This is a genomic window from Salinivibrio kushneri (genome assembly GCF_027286325.1).
GTDB classification, from domain to species: domain Bacteria; phylum Pseudomonadota; class Gammaproteobacteria; order Enterobacterales; family Vibrionaceae; genus Salinivibrio; species Salinivibrio kushneri_A.
In genome coordinates this window covers 1074032-1098810 of record NZ_CP114588.1, presented here as the reverse complement: position 1 = coordinate 1098810, position 24779 = coordinate 1074032, and the positions used below count along the sequence as shown (strand labels likewise).

Below are 24779 nucleotides of genomic sequence, written 5' to 3'. Positions count from 1 at the left end.
CAAAGTGCTACAGTTAAAAGTTATATTCAATACCCAGACGAGCAAACGCTTTTTCGTCTTCTAGGTTACCAGCATCGTGCTGACCAATACGAAGATAAGGCAAGAAACCATTTTTCGAGTACATGATCTGACCCGCAATGACTGAATCACTATCATCGACATCGGCATTGTTATCTAAGTCAGAATCGCCATTCGCGGCATAACCTAAGCGGTAACCCCACGGACCATTCCAGTACTCACCGACCACTGATACTTGATCTTGCTCCGCCTCAGTCCCCTTGTTAACGCCCGCGGTGTTGTACACGCCATCGTTATATTTATACGCGGCAGACACCTTAAATCCACCTGGGAGAGGAATTTCAACCCCTGCTAAGTAGGCCTTGGTATCAATATCACCCTCATAATTTGAGTTATATTCGTATCCACCATGAAGAGTAAATGCGTCCGCTAACGTATAGTGCGCAGCGGCCCCAAAGTGGTTTGAGCCTTTGACATCTTTATCGCCGCGCCCCACTGACACGTCAAAACTAAAACCATTTAAATCGGGTGAGTCATAACGCGCGATATCACCTTTACGATCATAATGCGACTTCGTATCCGCCCCCCAGTCAAAAACGCGGCCTAACCCAGGGTTCGAATAGGGCCAATCCACCACTTCATACATTGGCGTCAACATACGACCAAAACGCACTTGCCCCCAATCCCCTTTCATACCAATGAAAGTATCACGATTACCTAATGTTGCGCCTGTTCCATCTTCACCGACATACCCTGACTCGATTTGCATGAAGATATAGACATCGTCATTAAACGCCTTACCGGCTCGAACCCCGACGCGAGATTCATTCTCATAGTCGTAGCCGTTACCATCTTCTTGGTTGAAGGCTGAAATAGCCGCAACACCATAAAGGTCGACATTGTAGTCAGTCAAAACACCAACCACACCTTCGTGGTCGGCGGCCATTGCGCCAGTTGATCCTAATGCAACCACTGCACTAATAAGCGAACGCTTAAAAATCTTATTCATGAAAAACTCCTGCTACCTGCAAGATACGGGTTTTGCCTCGTTGATTTATTAAGTTTTATCGAGTGCAAAACCGATTTGAAAGCTGAGAAACAGATTTCAGCTTTCCCCCGCTGCTTACACATTTCGTGTAACCACACCTTCAGACTAATTACGCAAAGAAAAATATCAATCAAGACTTAATTTTTAATACAAATAATATGAACTAGAGCATGTTTTTGACCGTTTTATGACATAGATCTTATTCATTAAAAACAAAAACTAAGTATAAACAGTATCTTATGCGAAAAACAAAAACCACAGCGGACATCGACACGTGTTTTTATGTAAAAATCATGAAATAAATATCGTAGTTATCGGGGAGAAAATCACGTCAAAAACGACAAAAATCGCCAATCTTATTTTTCTTACGAAATTAACGAGAAAGAAACGGATAAAGGAAGGTCTTTTTTTACGTCAAACAGATTTCATTATCGTCAAAAACGGCAAAAAAACGCATAATATCGAGTCAGTATGTAATTTTATTATGAAAAATAACTACGATGACTACTGGCTTTACGTCATCGGTATTCATCCGTGGCAAAGTCTCGTCTCGGTACTTAGACGTTGATGCGCCGTCGTCCAACGATCGCTGTTGCATATCAAGCCGTACTGACCCTTGTAGAAAAACTGATGCGCATCAAAAGTTGGGTTGACCTGTCATTCAATCAACAGATTCGCGTGATAGATTAGTCAATGAAGCGTTAAGCTCACCCCATAGTGCGACATACCACCACGCGATGGCGAAGAAGGATCCCAGCATCAATGAAAGGACTACGTTGGTTTTTACCTCTGATTATTCTCGGTCTTGGCTATCTTGGCTATACCGCCATTGCGGCAACGGAGCCAGCACCCCAAGAAAATGATGCGCCCCCACCACCACCGATTGTTGAAACGCGCGTGGCTCATCCTACCCAGCATCAAGTGGTTTTACGGGCTCACGGTGAGATCACCCCTTTAGAAACCACACAGCTTTCTGCCCAAGTGTCTGGTGAAGTCGTCGCTTGGCATCCAAATTTTGTTGCTGGCGGCATTGTTAAAAGTGGCGATGTGCTATTTTCGATCGAGCCTGATAACTATCAAGCAGCGGTACTGAATGCCGAAGCCGACCTTGCCAGTGCAAAAGCGGCCTTGATAGAAGAACAAGCCCAGGCAGCGGTGGCAAAACGTCAGGCAAAAAGCCTTCCGCCCTCACAAGTCACCGATCTCTACTTACGCAAGCCACAAGTACTCAGTGCAAAAGCCCGAGTAAAATCAGCGCAAGCAGCGTTAAAACGTGCACAACGCGACTTAGACAACTGCCAAGTGACTGCCCCTTATGATGCGCTCGTTGTATCGCGAGACGTCGGGGTTGGGCAGTACATCAACGCAGGGAGCCCGGTGGGCGTACTCAATAGCATCGAGGCTGCGGAAGTGCATTTACCTATTGCTGGCTTCGATACACTCTTTCTCCCCCGACCATTAGCGGGGATCGAGGTTCAGCTTACCCGTAGCGGCCGCGAGCCGATTCAACGCCAAGCGCGACTCGTACGCGATCTCGGCATCGTGGAACAAAGTACGCGAATGATGCGGGTTGTGGTGCGCCTTGATGATCCTTACGGCATCCAGTCGGCTAAACCCGCCCTACCTTTTGGCAGTTATATCGAGGCGACGTTCAAAGGGACAACATTGGAGAACGTCTTTAAGCTTCCGCAGTCCTTAATGAACAATCGCCAAGTTTGGGTAGTCAACCAAGCGGGCAAGCTCACTCCGCGTACACTTCGCGTGGTGAGAACAGAAGGACAGTATATCTACGCTGACAAAGGCTTAAGCGATGATGACCAAGTCGTCACCACGCTGCCTGAATTCCCCGAGCCTGGCATGACGGTTCGCGTCGCATCGCAGGTATCGCCGGAGGGTAAAAATGAATAATGCTGACACGCCATCGCGTGGGCTCATTGCCTATTTTGCCCACAATCCGGTTGCGGCAAATCTGATCATGGTGTTTGTACTCATCATGGGGGTTGCCAGTTATTTTTTCATTCAACGCCAGATGTTCCCTAACATCGAAATCAACTATATCCATATCACAGCAGACTATCCTGGGGCGTCGCCACAAGAGGTCGAAGAAAGTATTCTGGTTAAAGTCGAAGAGGCGATTAAAGATGTGACGGGCATTGAATCTGTGGTTTCAACCGCGCGGCGCGGATTTGGTCAAGTAGAAATAGAAGTGGATGTTGGGGAAGATCTCAATCTCGTCCTGGACCGCGTAAAGCAAGAGGTCGACGCCCTCTCTAATCTCCCCGCGTCGATGGAGCCGCTTAATGTCGCGCAAGTGGAGTTTCGCCAAACCGTCATTCAAATGGCAGTGGTAGGCAACAAGCCACTCACTGAGCTTAAACGCGTGGCACAGGACATTGAAGACGAACTCCTCCAACTCAAGGACGTCACCTTGGTGGAGCTCAGTGCCCCGACCTACGAGATTGCCATCGAAGTGGCACCCCGTATTCTGCGCAAGTATAACCTCACGCTTAACCAGGTGAGTGACGCCATTGCCCGCTATTCCGCCAACTTCTCTGCCGGTGAAGTCCGCACCGACAGCGGAATGATTGCGATTCGTGTCGAGAATCAACGCTACCGCGGTGATGAGTTTCGCCAGATCCCAATCAAAATTGGCCCTAATGGCAGTCAGCTGTTGTTACAAGATATCGCGACCATTAAAGATGGGTTTACGGAAGGCGAACGCTATTTTAAATACTCAGGACAAAACGCGATTTTTCTCTCGGTGAACGCCACCGCTAGCCAAAACATGGTCACTGTCGCTGATGCAGTCAAAGATTACATCAGTGAAAAAAACGCTTCATTACCCGCCGGGCTCGCACTCAAATCGGTGGTAGACATGACACACTACCTCAATGCCCGCCTTGATATGATGCTAAAAAACTTATTACAAGGGGCGGTATTAGTAGCGTTACTGCTGACATTGTTTTTGCGCTTTAAACTTGCACTCTGGGTGCTTATCGGCTTGCCGGTCTGTTTTCTTGGTGCCGTCATGCTAATGCCAGTAATTGGGGTTAGCATCAATATCGTCTCACTGTTTGCGTTTATTATGGTGCTAGGTATCGTCGTCGATGACGCTATCGTCATCGGTGAAAGTGTTTACACCGAAGTGGAGCACAAAGGCGGTGGCGTCAATAACGTTGTCGCAGGCGCGCAGCGTGTTGCCACCCCTGCCACTTTTGGCGTACTCACCACCATTGCCGTCTTTGCACCTTTTATTATGTCGAGCGGCCCTGAACGCGCCTTTTTCTTTGGCATCGCGTCAATCGTCATCTTGTGCCTGCTCTTTAGCTTGGTGGAGTCGAAGCTTATTTTGCCCGCTCACTTAGCGCACACCCACTTTTCTACCCCCAAATCAAATAGCTTCCGTCAGCGCTTTAATCGGCAATTTCATCGGTTTGTGAATGGCCCATACCGCCAGGCCGTCACTTTTGCGGTACATTGGCGCTGGTCGGTTTTCGCGTTATTTGTTGCCCTATTAGCCACCAGTATTTCGTTGGTGATCGCCAGCCATGTACGCATGGTCCCCACGCCCAAAGTCCCACATGATTTTCCCAATATTCGGCTGGAGATGAACAACAATGCGTCCAGTGAGCAAACCATTGCTGCACTTAAAGCCATTGAAGACATGGTTTATCGCGTCGATGCAAAGACAGAGGAAGCAACAGGGCAAGCCATGGTGCAAGACACCCTAGTGTTTAATGAAGGACGAACATCCGGACAGCTGGTGATCCCCTTGGTAGACGATACGTTGCGCCCCTTTACCACCTTCGAGCTATCTCGGCGTTGGCGCGAGGCGATGCCAGAAATACCGGGCGTTAAAAAACTCACCATTCAAGACGATGTGAATGGCGGAGAGCAAGGTGACGAGTTTGGCTTTCTCCTTTTTGGCCCCAACATCGATACACTCAACACAGCCGGACGTGCTTTAATGTCGCGCCTTAACCAGCAAGCGGGCCTTTTCGATGTGTCTTCGTCCATTGATTCAGGCAGTCAGGAAGTGCTCATTTCCCTCACGCCCGTGGCTCATGATCTGGGATTGGATCTCACCACCATTGCCCAGCAAGTGGGAGGGAGTTTCTACGGAGGCGAAGCGCAACGCCTAATCCGTGACGGTGAAGAAATAAAAGTCATGGTGCGCTACCCCAAATTAACGCGGGAGGCGTTTTCATCACTACGTTACGCGGTGATCACTACCCCAACTGGTCAACAAGTTATGTTGGGCGATGTGGTTGAACTTAAACAACAACCCGGGGTGAGTAGCCTGCGCCGCGAAGCAGGATTTAGAACGGTTTATGTCTATGGGGCGATTGATGAAGAGTTAGTCGAACCCAATCAAGTGGTTGGGACGATTCAACAATCGGTGATCCCGGAGGTATTGGCCGATTATCCGGATGTTACCAGTGAACTCAGTGGCTCAATTGAAGAGCAGCAGGCACAGCAAGATGAACAAAAGCTGTTCTTTGTCGCTGGGATGATTGTGGTCTACGCGTTGTTAGCCGTGCCCTTAAAAAGCTATACGCAACCACTGATTATCATGTCGGTGATCCCGTTTAGCTTAACGGGTGCCATTTGGGGACATTATTGGTTTGATATTGATTTAAGTATGATGTCGACCTTTGGTTTGATTGCCGCAGCGGGCGTGGTAGTCAACGATGCGCTGGTGATGACGGATTATATTAATCGAGCCCGTGGCGCGGGGATTGCGATAAAAAAAGCAGTGATCGACGCAGGCTGTGCCCGTTTTCGGGCGATCACACTGACGTCGATCACCACCTTTGCAGGCGTGTTACCCATCATGTTTGAAACCAGCCTGCAAGCGCGGTTTGTTATCCCAATGGCGGTCGCACTTGGCTTTGCGGTGATGTTTGCCACCTTGCTGACGCTGTTCTTGGTACCGTGTTTATATCTGATGTTGCAAGATATTGGACAACGGCTGCGCCGACTGACCCCCGGCGTTTCCTCATCACAGTCCGAGCCTAACGCGCAATAAAAGCAGTGCCGAGCGCAGCGCCTTGTGCTCCGTGTTTGTCCAGTTGGTTAGCAATGGCCGTCATCGCTAACCAGCGATTCTCGCACCATGAAGGGGCCAGTAACGTCGGTGGACGTGCGCTCGCAGACACTCGATGATACACCACCTCAGGCGGTGTTCGCTGGATCATCATCGTGGCGCTGTCAACGTAGGCGTCTAACGTGATGTCGCTTTGACGTCCCGCCCGCCACGCTTTCGCCATGGTACTGCCCTCAACAATATGCAAAGGGTGCAGTTTGATGCCATCGGTGCCAGCGCTCACGACACGGTCAATCGTGGTTTGATGGTCGGTGATGCCCTCACCAGGCAGGCCAACAATCAAATGCGTGCACACTTTGATGCCGAGCGCACGTGCTTGTTGGGTGATTCGCTCGTACACCGCCACATCATGGCCACGGTTGATGCGTTTCAACGTTTTATCATGGCCCGTTTGCAAACCAAGCTCTAACCAGACTTCAAACCCTTGTTGACGATAGTCCGCCAGCAGCGTTAACACCTGGTCAGGCACACAATCCGGCCTTGTACCGACACACAGCCCGACCATGTTTTCACGCGCTAATGCTTGCTCGTACAAGGCCTTTAACCGCTCTACCTCATCATAAGTACTGGTATAGGCTTGAAAATACGCCAGATAACGACGTGCTCGGTCTACCTCTTTGGCGCGCAGGCTCAATTGTTCGCTAACGGATTGGTGCTGCGCGGTTTCATCGGAAAACGACGCGACATTGCAAAAAGTACAGCCCCCTCGTCCGAGCGTGCCATCACGGTTTGGGCAGCTAAAGCCACCATGCAGGGTGAGTTTATGGACACGTTCGCCATAACGGTGTTTCAAATCTTGGCCAAGTGTATTGACGAGTTGGTGCAGCTCCATGACGCCTCAGCGATAAAAGACAAAGGCGAGATTTTAACAACTAGTGTCGAAAGGATATTGGTGCGGATCAAGCAAGGGCAAGCTTGTCCTAAAATAACAAACCCGCCTTGGTGGCGGGTTTAATCGTTGGCGGGTATACCGATTAGGCTTTGGCTTTCTTCTTGCGCTTATCAGTGACTTCCCACTGACCATCAACAAAGAAGGCTGACCAGCCTGTTGGTTTACCGTCTTCCTCGCTACGCACGTAATTCTCTTTGGTTTTACGTGCAAAACGAACCACGGTAGGACGCCCATCGGGATCTTCCTGCGGGGCATCGGCAAGGTATTTAAACTTGTCCGAAATGCGATCTTTGAAGCGATGAAGCTCTTCCACCAGCGGTGCACGGGTTTCGCGAGATTTCGGGAAATTGCTCGCGGCCATGAACAGGCCTGAAGCACCATCACGTAACACGAAGTAAGCATCCGAGTTTTCACATGGCAGTTCTGGGAAGTGCACCGGATCCTCTTTCGGTGGCGCCACGTCACCATTTTTGAGGATCTTACGCGTGTTCTTACACTCGTCATTGGTGCAACCCATGTATTTACCGAACCGGCCATTTTTCAGCACCATGTCGCTACCACATTTGTCGCACTCCACCACTGGGCCGTCATAGCCTTTCGGCTTAAATTCACCTTTTTCGACCACGTAGCCTTCACAGCTCGGGTTATTACCACACACATGCAGCTTGCGATGCTGATCAATGAGGTAAGAGTCCATTGCCGTTTCACAAATCGGACAACGCTTCATAGCCCGAAGATCAGCGGTTTCAACGTCCTCTTCGAGCACATTGACGATGCCATCTTCGTCCATCAAATTGATGGTGGTTTTGCATCGCTCTTTCGGCGGTAATGCGTAGCCCGAACACCCAAGAAACACCCCAGTCGATGCGGTGCGAATACCCATTTTACGCCCACAGGTTGGACAGTCGATATCTGTCATCACCATGTTGTTGGGCTTCATGCCACCGTCGTCTTCATCCTGCTCGGCTTGCTCTAGCTCAGCAGTAAAGTCTGCAAAGAAATCGTCAAGCACGGCTTTCCAGTCAGCTTGACCTTCAGCGATTTTATCGAGCGACGCTTCCATACGAGCGGTAAAGTCATAGTCCATCAAATCGGCAAAGCTTTGGTTGAGACGGTCTGTGACAATCTCGCCCATTTTCTCCGCATAGAAGCGACGGTTTTCGACCCGCACATAGCCACGGTCTTGAATGGTGGAAATGATAGAGGCATAGGTAGACGGACGACCAATCCCCGCTTTCTCCAACTCTTTGACCAAGGCCGCTTCGGTATAACGAGCGGGTGGCTTAGTAAAGTGCTGTTTCGGATCAAGCTTGTCGAGTGTCAGTGATTCACCCACCTCAACCGCTGGCAACGTTTGATCTTCGTTTTTCCCGGAAGGACGCTGTACCCGAGTCCAACCGTCAAAACGCAACGTGCGCCCTTTCGCTTTCAAGGTGTAATCGCTCGCATCGACCGTCAAGGTAGTCGAGTCGTATTTTGCCGGTACCATTTGGCAGGCCACAAACTGGCGCCAGATCAAGTCGTAGAGACGATGCGCGTCCGGATCCATGCCTTGCAGATCACTCGCGCTCACACCCACGTCAGAGGGACGAATCGCTTCGTGCGCTTCTTGCGCGTTGGCTTTTGCCCCATAGACATTCGCCGACTCAGGCAAATATTTCTCACCGTATTCGCTGGCAATGTGGCCACGCGCTGCCTCGACTGCCTCTTTACTGAGGTTGGTCGAGTCGGTACGCATATAGGTGATATAGCCGGCTTCATAAAGACGCTGGGCCAGCATCATGGTTTTCTTCACCCCAAAGCCCAGGCGCGTACTTGCCGCCTGCTGCAAAGTTGAGGTGATATAAGGCGCTGATGGCTTGCTGGTTGAGGGGCGATCTTCGCGATCACGCACCACAAAGCTGGCGTGCTCAAGCGCCGACACCGCCGCCATTGCCTCATCTTTGTTCTTCGGCTTAAAAGCCTTACCGTTTTGCTGCGCCACCAGCAAACGCAGTGCTTGCTCTTTTGGCGTGAGCGTATCAGCGTGCACATCCCAAAACTCTTCAGGAATAAACGCTTTTATCTGATGCTCTCGCTCAACAAGCAGCTTAACCGCGACCGACTGCACACGACCAGCCGATAGGCCTCGCGCCACTTTTTTCCACAGCAGCGGCGAGACCATAAAGCCCACCACACGGTCGAGGAAACGACGGGCTTGCTGCGCATTAACACCGTCGATATTGACGTCACCTGGCGCTTCAAACGCCTGCGTAATCGCATTTTTGGTGATCTCATTAAAGACCACGCGCTTAAAGCGATCGTTGTCACCACCGATGAGTTCGCGCAAGTGCCAAGCAATGGCCTCCCCTTCGCGGTCCAAATCCGTTGCGAGATAAACGTGATCCGCTTTTTCCGCTAGCTGCTTGAGTTCGGCGACCACTTTCTCCTTACCCGGCAGGACTTGGTATTTCGCTTGCCAGCCATTGTAAGGATCAACGCCCATCTTATTGATGAGCGCCTTCTGTTCTTTTTCTTTTTTGATTCGCGCTTTTTCTTCGGCGCTGAGCCCTTTCGTGGACACAGGTGCGGCCTTTTTACCGCCTTGCGTCGCTCCAGTTGGCAAGTCACGAACATGCCCGACACTCGACTTCACCACGAAGTCTTTGCCGAGATATTTGTTGATCGTTTTCGCCTTTGCTGGGGACTCCACGATGACGAGAGATTTGCCCATAATGACCTAATTGACGCCCTTTGCGCTAAAACTGTCGAAAATTCGTTGCGTTGCACTTCCATGCTGGAGTGCCGCTATCTGTTTACAATATTGAGCGAGTCTAGCCGAATATCAACTAAATTCGCAGCAAAACACGCTGATTGCTCGTCCCTTCCACAATTGTTAAGCAATTGTGATGGTAATGTCCCGGTTGATCTTCATGCCGGTTTCCGGAAAAAACGCGCTAATCATTACCATTGCCGCACGCAAAATAGCTAAATGGATGCGGTAATCTTTGGCTTGGCTCACATTATTATGGCTATTTCGCTCATTATCGTGCGCCTGTTACCGCTATTTTACTTCCGTTGTCTATCGCCCAACGCTAACAGGCAGCACACGGGGATGAGTTAAACCAGCGGACGCTGGCCACGACTGATCCATTTTAGCAGCACACGATCAGCGACGTCTGCCGATGCCCCCGCGAGTTTCTCAGCAATGTTTTTGCGCTGCTGGTAACACACCGACAGCACTTTTCGCTCGTTATTCGCCGCCTGGAACAAATACTCATCGCTGGTACAGACCTCATCAATCAGCCCTAAATCTAATGCTTGGTTACCAAACCAGTGCTCACCGGTGGCAACCTTATCGACATTGAGAGACGGGCGATATTCGCTGATAAACGCTTTGAACAGGCCATGGGTTTCTTCCAGTTCCGTTTTGAATTTCTCGCGTGCTTTGTCAGTGTTTTCACCAAACATGGTTAGCGTGCGCTTAAATTCACCGGCGGTCAGCTGCTCAAATTCAATATCGTTTTTCTTAAGCAACTTGTTAAAGTTGGGTAGCTGGGCAATCACTCCAATCGAGCCAATGATCGCAAACGGCGCTGCAATCAACTTATCCGCAACGCATGCCATCATGTACCCGCCGCTTGCCGCCACTTTATCGACCGCCACGGTTAAGGGCACGCCTGCTTGACGGAAGCGTGCCAACTGAGACGCTGCTAGGCCGTAGCCATGCACCATACCGCCACCACTCTCGACGTTGACCAAGACTTCGTCCTGATCGGTTGCTACCGACAAAATCGCCGTGACTTCTTCTCGCAACGCCTCCACTTCGCGAGCATCGATGCTGCCTTTAAAGTGGATCACAAACAATTGTGGATCCCGTTGACCCGTTGGCTCGTTTTGCTTTTTGGCTGCGGCTTTTTGCGCCTTTTCTTCTTTCTTCTTGGCTTTTTTCTCGTCTTTCTCTCGCGCTTTTAACGACGATTCATTGTACAAATGCTGCTCTAACGATTGACGATAATTTTTAAACCGCTCAGTTAAGTCAGTGAGCTTCAGGCTGCCCTTTTGACCCCCTTTGTCACTCACGGCGCGCACTAAAGCGACCAATACAAATGCCGCTAATAAGAAAGTGACGACTTTTGCCAGAAAAAGCCCATAATCCGCAATGAAATCCAATGTTGTATCCTCTTTTTTGTCGCTATGTTGGCAATGCCGTTAACCGTACATCACGCACTTGGTTGTCACACCTTACCCGCAACCTTACAATAATCTACGTTTAACAATAAATAAGGATTTATATCGTGGACTACCAAGTAAGCTCAAACGCGCTTGAAGGGCGTGTGATTTTGGTGACCGGTGCGGGAGCTGGCATTGGCCGCCAAGCCGCACTTAGCTATGCAGAGAAAGGCGCCACCGTCATCCTTCTCGGCCGCACCGTGAAAAAACTTGAAGCAGTATACGATGAAATTGATGCCATGGGCGCGCCACAGCCAGCCATTATCCCACTGGATATGCTGGGTGCCACGCGTCAGCATTATTTGGATATGGCAGATACGATTGAGCAGCAATTTGGACGCTTGGACGGTGTGTTGCACAACGCTGGCCTTCTCGGAGTGCTGAGCCCATTCGATCAAATTGATGAAAAGTCTCATGACGATGTGATGCAAGTGAATGTCAAAGCCACCATGCTGATGACGCAAGCGCTGCTGCCATTGTTGAAAAAGTCTGATGATGCCCGCGTGGTGTTTACCACCTCCACCGTCGGCCACCAAGGGCGTGCTTATTGGGGCAGCTATGCAATTTCTAAATTTGCGACCGAAGGCATGATGCAAGTGCTGGCGGATGAAATGTCTGATACCAAGGTACGTGTCAACGCGATCAACCCAGGCGGTACACGCACCAGTATGCGCGCGAGCGCCTTCCCGGGGGAAGATCCAGAAACACTAAAAACACCATTGGATATTATGCCGCTCTACCTGTACCTCATGGCGCCAGAGGGTATTAAAGAGCACGGCCAATGTATCGATGCACAACCTAAGCGTTAAGCACAGCGCCCCCATGACTGGGGGCGCTCGTTTTAGCTAACCGATTTAAAAATCGATGCTGAGTTTGGCTTTGATGTTGCGTTCGTCCCCATACCAACAGTTCAAGTCATCAAAACAGCTGTAAGTGGTTTTATCGAACAAGTTTGTCGCAGATAGGGACACTTTTGCTCCCGATAGCGACGATGATGCTTGCGAGAGATCGTAACTCACCGCTGTATCAAACACGGTATAGTCGGGCACTGTAAAGGTATTGGTTGCGTTACCCTGTGACTCACCCACATAGCGGGCGCCTACACTCACGCGTGTCCCCGCACTGACTTGATGATTCAACCAAGCACTGGCCGTTTGCTCTGGCACCCAAACCGGGGTTTTCCCTTCTAGGTTAGGGTCATCCGTGATCTCCATATCAATATAGCCATAAGTTAAGGCCACATCCGTCTCTAAACTAAGCGCATGATTAAATTCGACCTCTATTCCACGAGAGCGGATTTCACCGGTTTGAATTTTTGCATATGAGTCGTTGGGATCATTCACCAGCGCGTCTTGCTTTTTAAGCTCGAACAACGCCACGTTGACGCCCGTGCTACCGTCTAGTGACAGGTACTTGAGGCCGGTTTCCCATTGTTTACCAGTGGAAGGGTCAAACACATTACCCCGATTATCCATATCGGTTGGTTCAAAGCTTTCTGAGTAACTCAGATAAGGGGAAATACCGTTGTCAAACTGGTACATCGCACCGGCACGGAATGCCAGATTATAGTGACGAATGTTTTTCTCTGAGGCACTGGAGGCGCCGCCACTCAAGGTTTGCTTGTCATCGTTTAACTCGTACTCGTCGTAACGCGCCCCAGCGAGCAACACCCATTGGTTCCAGAGGATCTGATCTTGGGCATAGAGGCCGGTCTGTGTCACTTCAATATCATGGTCTTCTTGGTAAGCAAAACTGAGTGAGTCGGGGTTAAACTGGTTATTATCGGGGTCGAATATATCAATATCCGGCACCACATTCGCCAACGTATCGTCGTAGCCAACGTCGGAAGACATATTTTGATAATCAATACCGAATAAGGTGTAGTGCTGTGCCGCCCCCCAGCTCAAATCACCAGAAAGCTGTGTATCGACCACCCAAGCTGCCATAGTCTCATCGGTTAGATAAGCGTTTCGCGGATAGTGGCGATCGTCATCGCTTTTTTGGTGATACATGTTTTTTTGCAGCAAATCGGCATCTGTGTAGCGTGCCGAGTGCAACAACGACCAATTTGATGAGAGCTGGTGCTGCACTTTATAACCCAGCATTAGAAACTCACGATCATAGGTGTTCCAGTTGTTGTCCCCGGAAAAACTGTCGCTAGAAAGGCTGCCTTGGTCACTGTGCAATACCGAGCCTTTGGCCGGCAATGAGGTATAAATGCCCGCCGCCGGATCCGCTTGGTAATAAAGATTAACGTTGACCAAGGTATCTGGCGACACCCGCCAATCTAATGAAGGGGCGATGATATAGCGCTCTTCTTCTGAATCGCCCGCTTGGCCATCTTTTTGTCGTGCCAGCGCCACCATCCGGTACGCCAATGGGGTGTCAGAAATGGCACCGGTACTGTCAACAGACACTTCACGCAGCGCATCAGAGTCGGTGCTCATCGTCACACGGTGCGCCGCCTCTTGTTGCGGCGTTTTGGCGATCATATTCACCATCCCACCCGGCGGAATATTCCCGTATAACACCGACGTCGGTCCTTTAAAGACTTCCACTTGTTCAATCGCAATCGGATCGATTTGTGGCTGTAAATTCCAGGTGTTGTAAGGGACCGCGAGACCATCAAAAAAGTTTTGATAGTTAATGAAACCACGGATATTAAAGAGATCGAGTCGCGTGACGGCCCCACCCCGCAGCTCAGTATTTACACCCGGCGTATAGCGCACCACTTCACTCAATGAACTGGCTTGGCGCTGTTCGATGGCCTCTCGGTCGATGACAGTGACCGCTTGAGGCGTTTCTTCTGGCGCCAGTACTGTTTTAGTGGCGGTATTGCGGTAGGTGTCGCCTAAGACTTGTATAGTTTCCATCTTAGTGTGTTGCGACTCGGCATAAGCTGATGGCAGCATCAAGCTCCCCATGACCGCCATCGCTAACGGGGACAGTCGCCACCGAGCAACCTGCTGCACGCGTGCACAACCCATATCCATAATGATTTTCCTCTCAATGCAAATTATACGTAAAACGGAATCATTCGCATTTTAAGGGTATGCATGATGAATACTGTTCATTTTGGTGCATGATGGCGACACTCGAGCGGGATCCAATACGTCATTTCTGCATTATCACGCTGTGGTTGATAGCCCGACGGATAAACTTCAAGCTCAATCCCGTCAGTGCATCGATAGCCTGAGGCTGGCAACCAATGATAAATAAAGGTATGCAAAGTATTAGGTAGCTCAGTCACTGGCCCTAAATGCGTAATCACCGCATAGGTCGACTCTGGCACCGTCCATTGAGTAAAGGACGTCGCCGGTAAGGTATCGCCTTGTTGACCCGCTAAATACGGTAACGGCGTTTGAAGCGTATCAGCACTGGCTACATCAATCGCGCCAATACTTGGTTGGCTGGCGTCAATAAACCCAGCCTCGTGCGCGTCACGCCACAGCTTAGGCACCACGTCCATAAAATTGGGTTGAGGTGCAAACAAGCCTAATATCGGCGATGTCTGCCCCACCAGGGTAATCGATGATCGCGTTTGAATATGCACTGACAGCCACGAGGGTTTTGGGGTTGCCAGTGTGGTGATATGCAGTGGCGTTCGGATGCCATCCATCACCCCTCGGCGACGATAGGTCCGAGGGCTCACCCCAAACTGCTGACGAAATGCACGGGAAAAATTTGCCTCTGAGGTAAACCCAAACGACAGCGCGATATCAATCACTCTATCGGGGCGAGTGAGCAACTGTTTAGCGGCATAACTAAGCCTGAGTTCACGCACATAGTGCGCCACACTCACGCCAGTTTGCTCCGAGAACACGCGCTGTAACTGCCAGCGAGACCAACAGCTATGGGCGGCCAACTCACTGACAGACAAAGGTTGGTGAAGGTTAGAGTGAATAAAATCTAAAACCCGCTCTATGCGATCAAAGCGTGCGGTTTGCTCTGGTGCTAATGCCGTTGTCATCACATCCGTTTATCGACAAATCTATAAATAAGCTTAAAATAACACAAACAATAATCATTATCACTAAAAGCTTAAGCTCAGCAAACCAATTAGAAGAGTGAGATGGCTTCTATCAATAATAAATAAAGAGCGCGACAACATAGGCCGTCACACAAAAACAAAAACCCGGCACATGGCCGGGCTTTAAGCGAACATCACGCAGGTTTACTTACGCGTTCTGGGTTTGCCTTTACCACGTGGCGCGCCAGAGCGCTGGTTGCCCTTTTTAGGGCCTCCGCCTTTTGGCCCTGCTGCAGGTGCGTTACCCCGACGAGCCTGGCGTGTTTTCTTCGGCTTATCATTACTGTCGATACGCTCCTCGTAGCGACGTACTGCACGGCGGATCTTCTGGCGCGATTTTTTACGCTTTTGATCTTCTGGCGTGATCACCGTTTGCGATTCTGGCTTCATCTCTACCATTTCGCGCAGATAATTGACCTCTTTAAGATCCATTTCGCGCCAGCCGCCACGCGGCAGATCTTTTTCAAGATAGATATCGCCGTAACGCACACGCTTCAAACGGCTTACCGTCACACCTTGGGTTTCCCACAAACGACGCACTTCACGGTTACGCCCTTCGGTAATTACCACATAGAAGGTGTGATTCATGCCTTCGCCGCCCGCATAAACGACATCTTCAAAGCGAGCCACACCATCCTCTAGCTCGACACCGTGAACGAGGTTTTTCACCATATCTTCGTTCACGTCGCCAAATACTCGTACCATGTACTCACGTTGCACTTGGCGGCTTGGGTGCATCAAGCGATTCGCTAATTCACCGTCGGTAGTGAACAGCATTAAACCTGAAGTGTTGGCATCCAGGCGACCGACCGCAACCCAACGCGCATCTTTCAATTTAGGTAAGCGATCAAATACCGTACGACGCCCTTCTGGGTCGCTTCGCGTACACAACTCACCCTCTGGTTTATTGTATGCAAGAACGCGACACACAGACTCAGAAGGCGCATTAAGCTGCACCGCGTGACCATCAACACGTACCAACGCACTGGGATCGTCAAGGCGGTCACCCAGTTTGGCAACAGCACCATTGACACTCACCCGACCGGCTTGGATGTAGCTTTCCATCTCGCGGCGTGAACCTACGCCAGCACGCGCTAGCACCTTCTGTAATTTTTCGCTCATGTTTTCTTACCTTACTGTCGCCTTCACAGGCGTCATCACTGTCTCGGTTGGCATAAGAGCTAACGATAATAAGTTAGCCAGCCGTGCATGATACCAATAAGCGTAGAGATAGAGAAACAGTTTCACGCGTTCACGCCATATCAGCTGTTGTGGCTGAGTCAATAGCAAAACACCTGGACAAAAAAACGCCCAGCAAGGCGGCTGGGCGGGAATGGAAGGTCAACCACAGGTTGACGCAACATCAGAACAAGAACATTGCATGGGTAATTACGCGCGACGCTATGCGTTGGTTCACCCGCGGTCAGGTATTAATCAAACGGGGCGGGATCACCGCTGCCATGACGGCGAATTTCAGGCAAGCCTTCGCTGAAGTCGACCACTGTGGTGGGGTGCTCACCCAATACACCACCGTGCATAATCAAATCCACACTGTGCTCTAAATGATCGCGAATTGCTTCGGGATCGGATTCGGTAAAGTCGTTACCCGGTAAAATCAGTGAGGTCGACATCAAAGGCTCGCCCAGCGCTTCCAGCAAATCCAGGGCGATTTGGTTATCAGGAACACGAATGCCAATGGTTTTCCGTTTTGGATTCATCAACCGTTTTGGCACTTCTTTGGTCGCTTTGAAAATAAACGTATACGCGCCAGGTGTGTTGTTGCGGATCAAGCGAAATGCAACGTTATCAACCCGTGCGTACAGTGATAACTCAGACAGATCACGGCACAGTAAGGTGAAGTTATGATCTTTATCGAGATCACGAATCCGACAAATACGCTCTAACGCTTGTTTGTTCTCAAGCTGACAGCCAAGCGCATAACCCGAGTCGGTCGGATAAATGATCACCCCACCGTTTCGGACAATTTCCACCGCTTGTTTGATCAGCCGCGCTTGCGGGTTCTCTGGGTGGACATAAAAAAACTGACTCATGGTTCCTCCTGCTGTAGCTTGCCCCCATCGGGATGCGCACCGCAAATCCAGCGTGAATGGTCTGCGCGCCGGATAATCCTTATCGCTATCAATATAACGTATTTGTTTATTGTAACGCGTCTGGCTTGTCGCTATCTAGTTGATTTACTGATTGCCATTTTTGTTCAGCCGCGTCTAACCATGTCCAATCATGCCAAACCGGCTGACTGTCTTTGGGTAGCCATAAATTGCGGCCCAGCTCTGTCCACGGAGAAGGATAATGAAAATCCGATCCCAGCGAGGCCAACAATCCATAATCTCGCGCGTAATCGGCCAGCAAACGACGCTCTTGTTGCGACTGCTGAGGAAGAGCAACTTCGATAGCATCGCCATTGGCGTCAGAAAATGCAGCCAGTAATCGTTTCAACCACTTCGCTTTGAGCTTGTATCGGCCTGGGTGAGCAAGCACCGCCTGCCCACCGGCCTCATGGATCGCCGCAACCGCATCTGCAATCGAACACCAATTAGGCGGTGCATAGCCGGTATTTCCTCGGGTTAAAAAGCGCTTGAAACAGGCCTGCATGGTTTTCGCGTGACCTTGTTCGACTAACCAACGTGCAAAATGGGCGCGGGTCAGCGGTGCATCGCCAGCCAGTTCACGCGCACCTGCAAGGGCCCCTGTGTAATGCGAGCGCTCTAACCGCTCAGCAATCAGCTCAGCACGTTGTTGGCGTCGCTCAGCTTGTTCGGCAATCAATGCGGTTAATGCCGGATGCTGGGGGTCGACATTTAATCCCACAATGTGGATATCAAAATTATGCCACAAGGTCGAAATTTCGATGCCGTTGACCAGCGTCAGGGGCAAGTTTTGATGGTCGATTTCTGCTTGCGCCTCCACCAGCCCAGCGGTGGTGTCGTGGTCGGTAATCGCCAACACGCCCACGCGACGCTCGACAGCGCGCTGCACCAAATCTTTTGGTGATAGACGGCCGTCGGAGGCAGTGGTATGGCTATGTAAGTCAATGATCATGGTGTATCGGGTTTCCTTAATGCGCTCGCGCCTTAGCACTGTCAGTTGGTGTCTTATCAGCCTGAGGCTGAGTACGCGCCATGCGGGCTAAGTCGATGCGAATGCGCCAAGTTAATCAACGCTCGGCGGGCACGGTGAATATCTTTGTTGTTTATTATCGTGTGCTTATTCCGCACTTTTTCTGCATTCTTTTCGATTTCCCCGTTGACACAGAAGCAAAATATCAGTTTACTAGTACACAAGTTAACGCGCACCACTTCTCCGTCTCGGGGAGCAATATGGCGCTAAGGGTAACAGTCACGACGGAGTCTCGCAGCATGTATTTCAACGCCGCGTCTAGATCACATTCGATTCACACTGCACCCACTGCCGCACAGGCCGTGAGTGTGTTGGCGACATCCATGACCTCTGTTGCGCTTATTTGGTGGCACGGCTCCTTACGGGCGGTGTGACGCGCTGTATAAACAGCAACCTTATTCACAACGCCCGCCACTGATGCGGGCGTTTTTGTCTCTCAGTTTTGCCATCACGCGTTATCGTGCCACTACGCATTTAGCTACTAAACATTCAGTCACGGTAACCCGCAACATAGTTGATAAGGATATTTGATGATTATTGTACTTAAACCCCAAGCCACCGAGCAGGATGCCAACGTCCTCCTCAATCAAATCGAACAATGCGGGTTAAAACCACTTTATATGCCGGGTGTGGAACGCATTGTATTGGGCGCACTGGGTGATGAACGTGTGTTGCAACAGTGTCATTTTGAGGCCAACCCGCTGGTTGAGGAAGTCAAACCAATTTTAACCAAGTACAAACGCGTGAGCCGTGATGTGCAGCCGCACGACAGCGTGGTGCATATCGGCAATGTACCTGTAGGCGGTCAACACTTCGTGGTCATGGCAGGCCCCTGCTCGGTGGAGTCGGAGTCTCAATTGCTATCCGTGGCGGAGCGCGTTAAAACCCATGGTGCACGTGTATTACGGGGCGGCGCCTTTAAACCTCGCACCAGCCCTTATGATTTCCAAGGCATGGGGGTTGAGGGGCTAAAGCTACTCAAACAAGCCAGTGAGCTGACTGGCATGCCAACCGTGTCAGAAGTGATGGAAATTAGCCAAGTCGACGCCGTGTGCGAGTACATTGATTGCTTGCAAATTGGCGCACGTAACATGCAAAACTATGGCTTACTCAAAGCGGTAGGCGAAACTGGCAAACCTGTCTTGTTAAAACGTGGGCTTTCCGCCACTATCGAAGAGTGTTTGCTAGCAGCGGAATATATTGTCGATGCGGGTAACCCCAATGTGATTTTATGTGAACGCGGCATTCGCACTTACGAAACCGCCACACGTAACACCTTGGACTTGAATGCCGTTGCCTTGATGAAGCAGCGCAGCCATTTGCCAGTGTTGGTCGACCCAAGCCATGGGACGGGTGTGCGAGAGCTGGTGACGCCACTATCACGCGCTGCGGCGGCCGTGGGTGCGGATGGCATCATTGTGGAGAGCCACTTAAACCCAAGCGAAGCACTGTCAGACGGTCACCAAGCCTTAACTGGCGATATGTTCGCTCAGCTGATGCAAGAACTCACCCCCTTTGTGCAAGCGGCAGGGAGAAAGCTGTGAACACTCATGATCCCCAACATGGCGAGCTTGATACGCTCCAACTCTCGGTGCCTTATGTGGCCGACCCGACTGAGTTATATGCCGCCGTGTGCCAAGATAAGCCTTATAGCATGCTGTTGGAGTCGGCAGAGATTGACTCCAAACGCAACCTTAAAAGCCTGATGCTGATCGATGCGGCCGTGCGCATTGAATGCCGCGGGCAGCGCGTCACCTTACAAGCGCTCACTCATAATGGCAGTCATTTGCTGGAGAGCATCGCCCAGAGCGCAGCGCTGCAAGCCCTCGCCTGTGAGGTAGCGCAGGCCGACGATGGAGACTTCCCCGCCCTGACGTTGACGTTCCGCCATCCCAACGACAATGGTGCGCTGTTGGATGAAGACGCCCGTCTGCGCCAAGCGTCGGTGTTTGATGCCCTGCGTGTTATCAAACAAAGTGTTGCGTTGAATAACCAACCTGACGATGCGCTCTTTGTCGGTGGCCTTTTTGCCTATGATTTGGTGGCCAGCACTGAAACGCTGCCAGCGGTGGAGGGCACCGAGCACTGCCCCGACTACCTTTTTTATGTTGCAGAAAGCTTGCTGGTGATTGACCACCAGCACCGCCAAGCGCGCTTACAAGGCACCTTATTTGGCGGTGATAACGCCCGCGCCCACTATGTAGATTTATCGCGTCGTTTGCAAAGCATCAAAGAAGCCTGCTTATCGCCTGCGCCGCTTCCAGAAGCGCCCGTGGTCACCGATCACAGCGTCGCGGTTTCTGTCTCTGATTCAGACTTTTGTCAGCAAGTCGACGCGCTGAAAAAGCACGTGATTGCCGGTGATGTGTTTCAAGTGGTGCCATCGCGCCGCTTTACCCTCGCGTGTCCCTCGCCGCTCAATGCTTATCGGGCGTTGAAGCGTGGCAACCCTAGCCCCTATATGTTTTATCTGCGCGATAGCCAATTTAGCTTGTTTGGCGCCTCGCCAGAAAGCGCCCTTAAATATACTCAAGCAACCAATCAGGTTGAGATTTATCCCATCGCGGGTACGCGCCGACGCGGGAAAACTGCCCAAGGCGACATTGATTACGACTTGGATAGCCGCATCGAGCTTGAACTGCGCAATGATGAAAAAGAAAACGCCGAGCACATGATGCTGGTCGATTTGGCCCGCAACGATGTGGCGAGAATTAGCACACCCGGCAGCCGCCATGTCGCCGACTTGCTCAAAGTCGACCGCTACAGCCACGTCATGCATTTAGTTTCTCGGGTAGTGGGTCAGCTGAAACCCGATCTAGACGCGCTGCATGCATACCAAGCCTGTATGAATATGGGTACGCTCACCGGTGCGCCCAAGCTTCGCGCGATGCAGCTCATCCGTGACACCGAACAGTGCCGTCGTGGCAGTTATGGCGGCGCCGTGGGCTATTTTACTGGATCAGGCGAGATGGATACCTGCATTGTGATCCGCTCTGCCTACGTTGAAAACGGCCTTGCCACCGTGCAAGCCGGCGCGGGCGTGGTGTTTGATTCTGACCCACAAGCCGAAGCGGACGAAACCCGCGGCAAAGCTCAAGCGGTGATCCATGCGATTCAAACCGCCCACCAAGGAGGCCAATCATGAGTACCCCGTCAATGGACATCGTGCTGCTCGATAACATGGACTCCTTTACCTACAACTTGGTGGATCAATTTCGCGCACTGGGTTACCCGGTCACGGTGTTTCGCAATCATTTAGAGGCCGAGGCGATTGTTCGTCATATCCGCTCCCTGCCCCAGCCGCTACTAGTGCTCTCCCCTGGCCCAGGTGCGCCTTCCGATGCCGGCTGTATGCCCGCGTTGATTGAAAGGCTGCGCGGCCAAGTGCCGATGCTGGGGATTTGCCTGGGTCAGCAAGCGATCGTCGAAGCCTACGGCGGCAAAGTAGCGGGTGCTGGCACCATCATGCACGGCAAAGCCTCAGCCATGTACCACCAGCAACATGCGGTATTTGGCCCATTGGCATCCCCACTCACCGTGGCCCGTTACCACTCGCTGGTGGCCACTGAGGTACCTGCAAGCTTGGATGTCATCGCCACGACCTTGGATGGCGACGATCAGAAAGTAATGGCCGTGGTGAGCAATACCGACTACGTGGTCGGTTATCAATTCCACCCAGAATCTATTTTGACCGCACAAGGTGCTGCCCTGCTCACCCACACCATCGATTGGGCCAGTGGCTATTATCAGCGCTAACAACATTAGCGATTACAACAACACGTGCCAGATAAGCACGGAGCTCGAACAGACAAATACCGAGGTTAAGTACAGTGATGGATCAACTACTAGAGACGCTCTACCAACAACAGTCACTCAGCCAAGCGCAAAGCGAGCAGCTGTTTAGTGCGATCATTCAGGGCGAACTCGAGCCAGCACGATTAGCGGCCGCATTAACCGCATTAAAGATTAAAGGGGAAACGCCTGAAGAAATCGCGGGCGCGGCAAAAGCACTGACTGACAACGCCGAACCTTTCCCCCGCCCCAGTTATCCGTTTGCCGATATCGTTGGCACGGGAGGCGATGGCGCGAACACCATTAATATTTCAACCACGGCCGCCTTTGTCGCCGCCGCCTGTGGCGTGAAAGTGGCCAAACACGGTAACCGCGGGGTGTCGAGCAAATCGGGCTCATCGGATTTACTCGCCGCCTTTGGAATTGATTTGGCGATGCCTGCCGACCACGCCCGCGAGGCCTTGGATAATCTGGGCGTTTGCTTTTTATTCGCGCCGCAATACCACACCGGCGTACGACACGCGATGCCCGTGCGCCAAGCAATGAAAACACGCACCATCTTTAATCTACTTGGGCCGCTAATTAACCCAGCGAAACCTAGCATTGAGCTGATGGGCGTGTACGACCAAGCCCTAGTTGCGCCGATTGCACAAACCATGCAAAACCTCAACATGACGCGCGCAGCCGTGGTTCATGGTGACGGTCTGGATGAAGTGGCTATCCACGGCCCCACAACGGTGGCAGAAATCACCCCGACCCAAATTGAGCATTACACCTTAACCCCCAGCGACTTTGGTGTATCCGAATACCCGCTGGACAGCATTGCTGGAGGCACACCGGAGCAAAACCGCGCGATGATCAGCGCGATTTTGCAAGGTAAAGGCACAGACGCCCAGCAAGCGGCAGTGGCTGTCAATGTGGCACTATTGCTACGCTTATTCGGACAAGAAGACTTGAAAGCAAACACACAACAGGCCTTGGACGTGATGGCGTCGGGCAAGCCTTACACCATCATGCAAGCGTTAGCACAAAGGAGCGCAGTATGACCACCTCAGCCCTCAACGACACCATTTTAGGCCGCATTGTCGATGACAAAAAACGCTGGGTAGCCGCGCGCAAAAGTGCTCAGCCGCTGGATAGCTTTATCGACCAACTGACGCTCAGTGATCGCGATTTTCGTGCTGCACTGGCCGCGCCGGGGTCACAGTTTATCTTGGAGTGCAAAAAAGCCTCACCTTCAAAAGGCCTGATCCGAGAAGACTTCGATCCAGCCAGTATCGCCCGTGCTTACCAACCCTTTGCCGCGGCTATTTCGGTTTTGACGGACGAGGACCACTTTCAGGGCAGTTTTGACTTCTTACCGATCGTGCGCGCACAAGTCGATGCGCCTGTGCTTTGTAAAGATTTTATTATCGACCCGTATCAGGTTTACCTCGCACGTCATTATCAAGCCGATGCGATCTTATTGATGCTGTCGGTACTCGACGACGCCGAATACCGCGAGCTGGCCGATTTAGCCGAGTCGCTAAAGCTGGGCGTGCTTACCGAAGTGAGCACCGAAGACGAGCTCGCGCGTGCCAATGCCTTAGGGGCGGTGGTGATTGGGATTAACAACCGGAATTTGCGCGATTTAAGCATCGATCGCGATCGCACCAAACGCTTAGCACCACAAGTGGGCGAAAAAGCGATCGTGATTTCCGAAAGTGGCATTCATAGTCATCGTCATGTGCGCGATCTTGCCGACCATGCGGATGGCTTTTTGATTGGCAGTGCATTAATGGCAGAGCCCGATCTTACCCTCGCGCTACGTAAAGTGATCTTAGGAGAGAATAAAGTCTGCGGGCTCACCACCGCCGACGATGCCCTCGCCGCCTATAGCGCTGGCGCAGTCTACGGTGGACTCATTTTTGTTGAGCACTCGCCGCGTGCTGTCACACCCGCCGTGGCCGAGCGCGTCCAGCAAGGTGCGCCACTTCGCTATGTGGGCGTGTTCCAAAATCATGCGCTAGACACCGTGGCTGAGTACGCACAACAGCTCGGCCTTCACGCGGTGCAACTGCATGGGGATGAAGACGCAGCGTATCTACAAGCATTGCGTGAGAAGCTCCCTGAGCACTGTGAAATTTGGAAAGCGCACGGTGTCTCTGATGTCGCACCGGCTTTAGACGGCGTGAATGCGGACCGCCACCTTATCGACAGCCGAGTCGGCCAACAATCTGGCGGCACGGGTAAAACCTTTGATTGGCACCTGATCCCTAAAACCGCCAAAGACAAAGTCATGATTGCCGGCGGGCTCACCCCCGAGAATGCGGCCAAAGCGGCCGAACAAGGGTGCCTTGGGCTGGATTTTAACTCCGGTGTCGAGCATGCGCCCGGGGTTAAAGATGCCAACAAGTTAAACGCGGCGTTCCGCGCCCTTCGCCGCTATTGATTTTTCGAGATAGTTGATTTCCCGAGATGGTTGATTTCCCAAGATAATTTAGCTGAGAGGATAGATGTCGCCAAGACAGGCAACGTATCTCGGCCCCAGTTAAAGACGTAA

17 protein-coding genes and 1 other annotated feature are annotated in these 24779 nt (G+C 51.5%); of the genes, 8 read left to right on the top strand and 9 right to left on the bottom strand.

The features are described from left to right. Positions 1-13: 13 nt before the first annotated feature. Positions 14-1027, bottom strand: coding sequence for a porin (locus tag N8M53_RS05295; protein WP_269579745.1), 1014 nt, complete (start codon positions 1025-1027; stop codon positions 14-16). A gap of 801 nt (positions 1028-1828) precedes the next feature. On the opposite strand from N8M53_RS05295, the gene N8M53_RS05290 reads away from it, so the two are divergent. Continuing rightward, positions 1829-2974, top strand: a complete 1146-nt coding sequence (locus tag N8M53_RS05290) for an efflux RND transporter periplasmic adaptor subunit (protein WP_269579744.1) — start codon at positions 1829-1831, stop codon at positions 2972-2974. After that, positions 2967-6095 carry an efflux RND transporter permease subunit gene (locus N8M53_RS05285; RefSeq protein ID WP_269579743.1) on the top strand — a complete coding sequence of 1043 codons (3129 nt, stop codon included), beginning with the start codon at positions 2967-2969 and terminating at the stop codon, positions 6093-6095. The genes N8M53_RS05290 and N8M53_RS05285 overlap by 8 nt, the downstream gene beginning before the upstream one ends. Here N8M53_RS05285 and N8M53_RS05280 read toward each other — a convergent pair. The 3 genes from N8M53_RS05280 to sohB form a co-directional block, all read right to left on the bottom strand. Next, positions 6082-7005 carry a TIGR01212 family radical SAM protein gene (locus N8M53_RS05280; protein WP_269579742.1) on the bottom strand — a complete coding sequence of 308 codons (924 nt, stop codon included), beginning with the start codon at positions 7003-7005 and terminating at the stop codon, positions 6082-6084. The two genes, N8M53_RS05285 and N8M53_RS05280, sit on opposite strands and share 14 nt — an antisense overlap. Positions 7006-7147: 142 nt before the next feature. After that, a complete protein-coding gene (gene topA / locus N8M53_RS05275; protein WP_269579741.1) occupies positions 7148-9778 on the bottom strand; it encodes a type I DNA topoisomerase in 2631 nt (876 codons plus the stop codon). 386 nt (positions 9779-10164) lie between these two features. After that, on the bottom strand, positions 10165-11217 hold the full coding sequence (gene sohB, locus N8M53_RS05270; protein WP_269579740.1) for a protease SohB: 1053 nt from the start codon (positions 11215-11217) through the stop codon (positions 10165-10167). A gap of 125 nt (positions 11218-11342) precedes the next feature. Here sohB and N8M53_RS05265 point away from each other — a divergent pair, with 125 nt between their 5' ends. Then, positions 11343-12086, top strand: a complete 744-nt coding sequence (locus tag N8M53_RS05265; protein ID WP_269579739.1) for a YciK family oxidoreductase — start codon at positions 11343-11345, stop codon at positions 12084-12086. 45 nt (positions 12087-12131) lie between these two features. Here N8M53_RS05265 and N8M53_RS05260 read toward each other — a convergent pair whose 3' ends face one another. From N8M53_RS05260 to rnm, 5 genes are all read right to left on the bottom strand, one after another. Then, a complete protein-coding gene (locus tag N8M53_RS05260; RefSeq protein ID WP_269579738.1) occupies positions 12132-14270 on the bottom strand; it encodes a TonB-dependent siderophore receptor in 2139 nt (712 codons plus the stop codon). 77 nt (positions 14271-14347) lie between these two features. Next, on the bottom strand, positions 14348-15247 hold the full coding sequence (locus tag N8M53_RS05255) for an AraC family transcriptional regulator (RefSeq protein ID WP_269579737.1): 900 nt from the start codon (positions 15245-15247) through the stop codon (positions 14348-14350). Between the two features lie 204 nt (positions 15248-15451). Continuing rightward, entirely contained in the window at positions 15452-16429 is a 978-nt protein-coding gene (gene rluB / locus N8M53_RS05250) for a 23S rRNA pseudouridine(2605) synthase RluB (RefSeq protein ID WP_269579736.1), read from the bottom strand. Between the two features lie 308 nt (positions 16430-16737). After that, positions 16738-17358 (bottom strand): L-threonylcarbamoyladenylate synthase, encoded by a 621-nt coding sequence (locus N8M53_RS05245; RefSeq protein ID WP_269579735.1) that lies wholly within the window; start codon positions 17356-17358, stop codon positions 16738-16740. 106 nt (positions 17359-17464) lie between these two features. Then, positions 17465-18367 carry an RNase RNM gene (rnm, locus tag N8M53_RS05240; protein WP_269579734.1) on the bottom strand — a complete coding sequence of 301 codons (903 nt, stop codon included), beginning with the start codon at positions 18365-18367 and terminating at the stop codon, positions 17465-17467. Between the two features lie 416 nt (positions 18368-18783). After that, positions 18784-18878 (top strand) — a sequence feature (Trp leader region). Positions 18879-18975: 97 nt separating this feature from the next. Between rnm and aroF the strand changes: the two genes are divergently transcribed. The 5 genes from aroF (at position 18976) to trpCF (ending at position 24668) form a co-directional block, all read left to right on the top strand. Continuing rightward, complete coding sequence (gene aroF / locus N8M53_RS05235; RefSeq protein WP_069590121.1) at positions 18976-19989, top strand: 3-deoxy-7-phosphoheptulonate synthase; 1014 nt, start codon at positions 18976-18978, stop codon at positions 19987-19989. Beyond that, positions 19986-21590 carry an anthranilate synthase component 1 gene (locus tag N8M53_RS05230; protein ID WP_269579733.1) on the top strand — a complete coding sequence of 535 codons (1605 nt, stop codon included), beginning with the start codon at positions 19986-19988 and terminating at the stop codon, positions 21588-21590. The genes aroF and N8M53_RS05230 overlap by 4 nt, the downstream gene beginning before the upstream one ends. Then, the gene (locus N8M53_RS05225) at positions 21587-22201 is read left to right on the top strand and encodes an aminodeoxychorismate/anthranilate synthase component II (RefSeq protein ID WP_269579732.1); all 615 of its coding nucleotides are present in this window, start codon (positions 21587-21589) and stop codon (positions 22199-22201) included. The genes N8M53_RS05230 and N8M53_RS05225 overlap by 4 nt, the downstream gene beginning before the upstream one ends. A gap of 77 nt (positions 22202-22278) precedes the next feature. Then, entirely contained in the window at positions 22279-23283 is a 1005-nt protein-coding gene (gene trpD / locus N8M53_RS05220; protein ID WP_077480177.1) for an anthranilate phosphoribosyltransferase, read from the top strand. Continuing rightward, the gene (gene trpCF, locus N8M53_RS05215) at positions 23280-24668 is read left to right on the top strand and encodes a bifunctional indole-3-glycerol-phosphate synthase TrpC/phosphoribosylanthranilate isomerase TrpF (RefSeq protein ID WP_269579731.1); all 1389 of its coding nucleotides are present in this window, start codon (positions 23280-23282) and stop codon (positions 24666-24668) included. The genes trpD and trpCF overlap by 4 nt, the downstream gene beginning before the upstream one ends. Positions 24669-24779 lie beyond the last annotated feature (111 nt).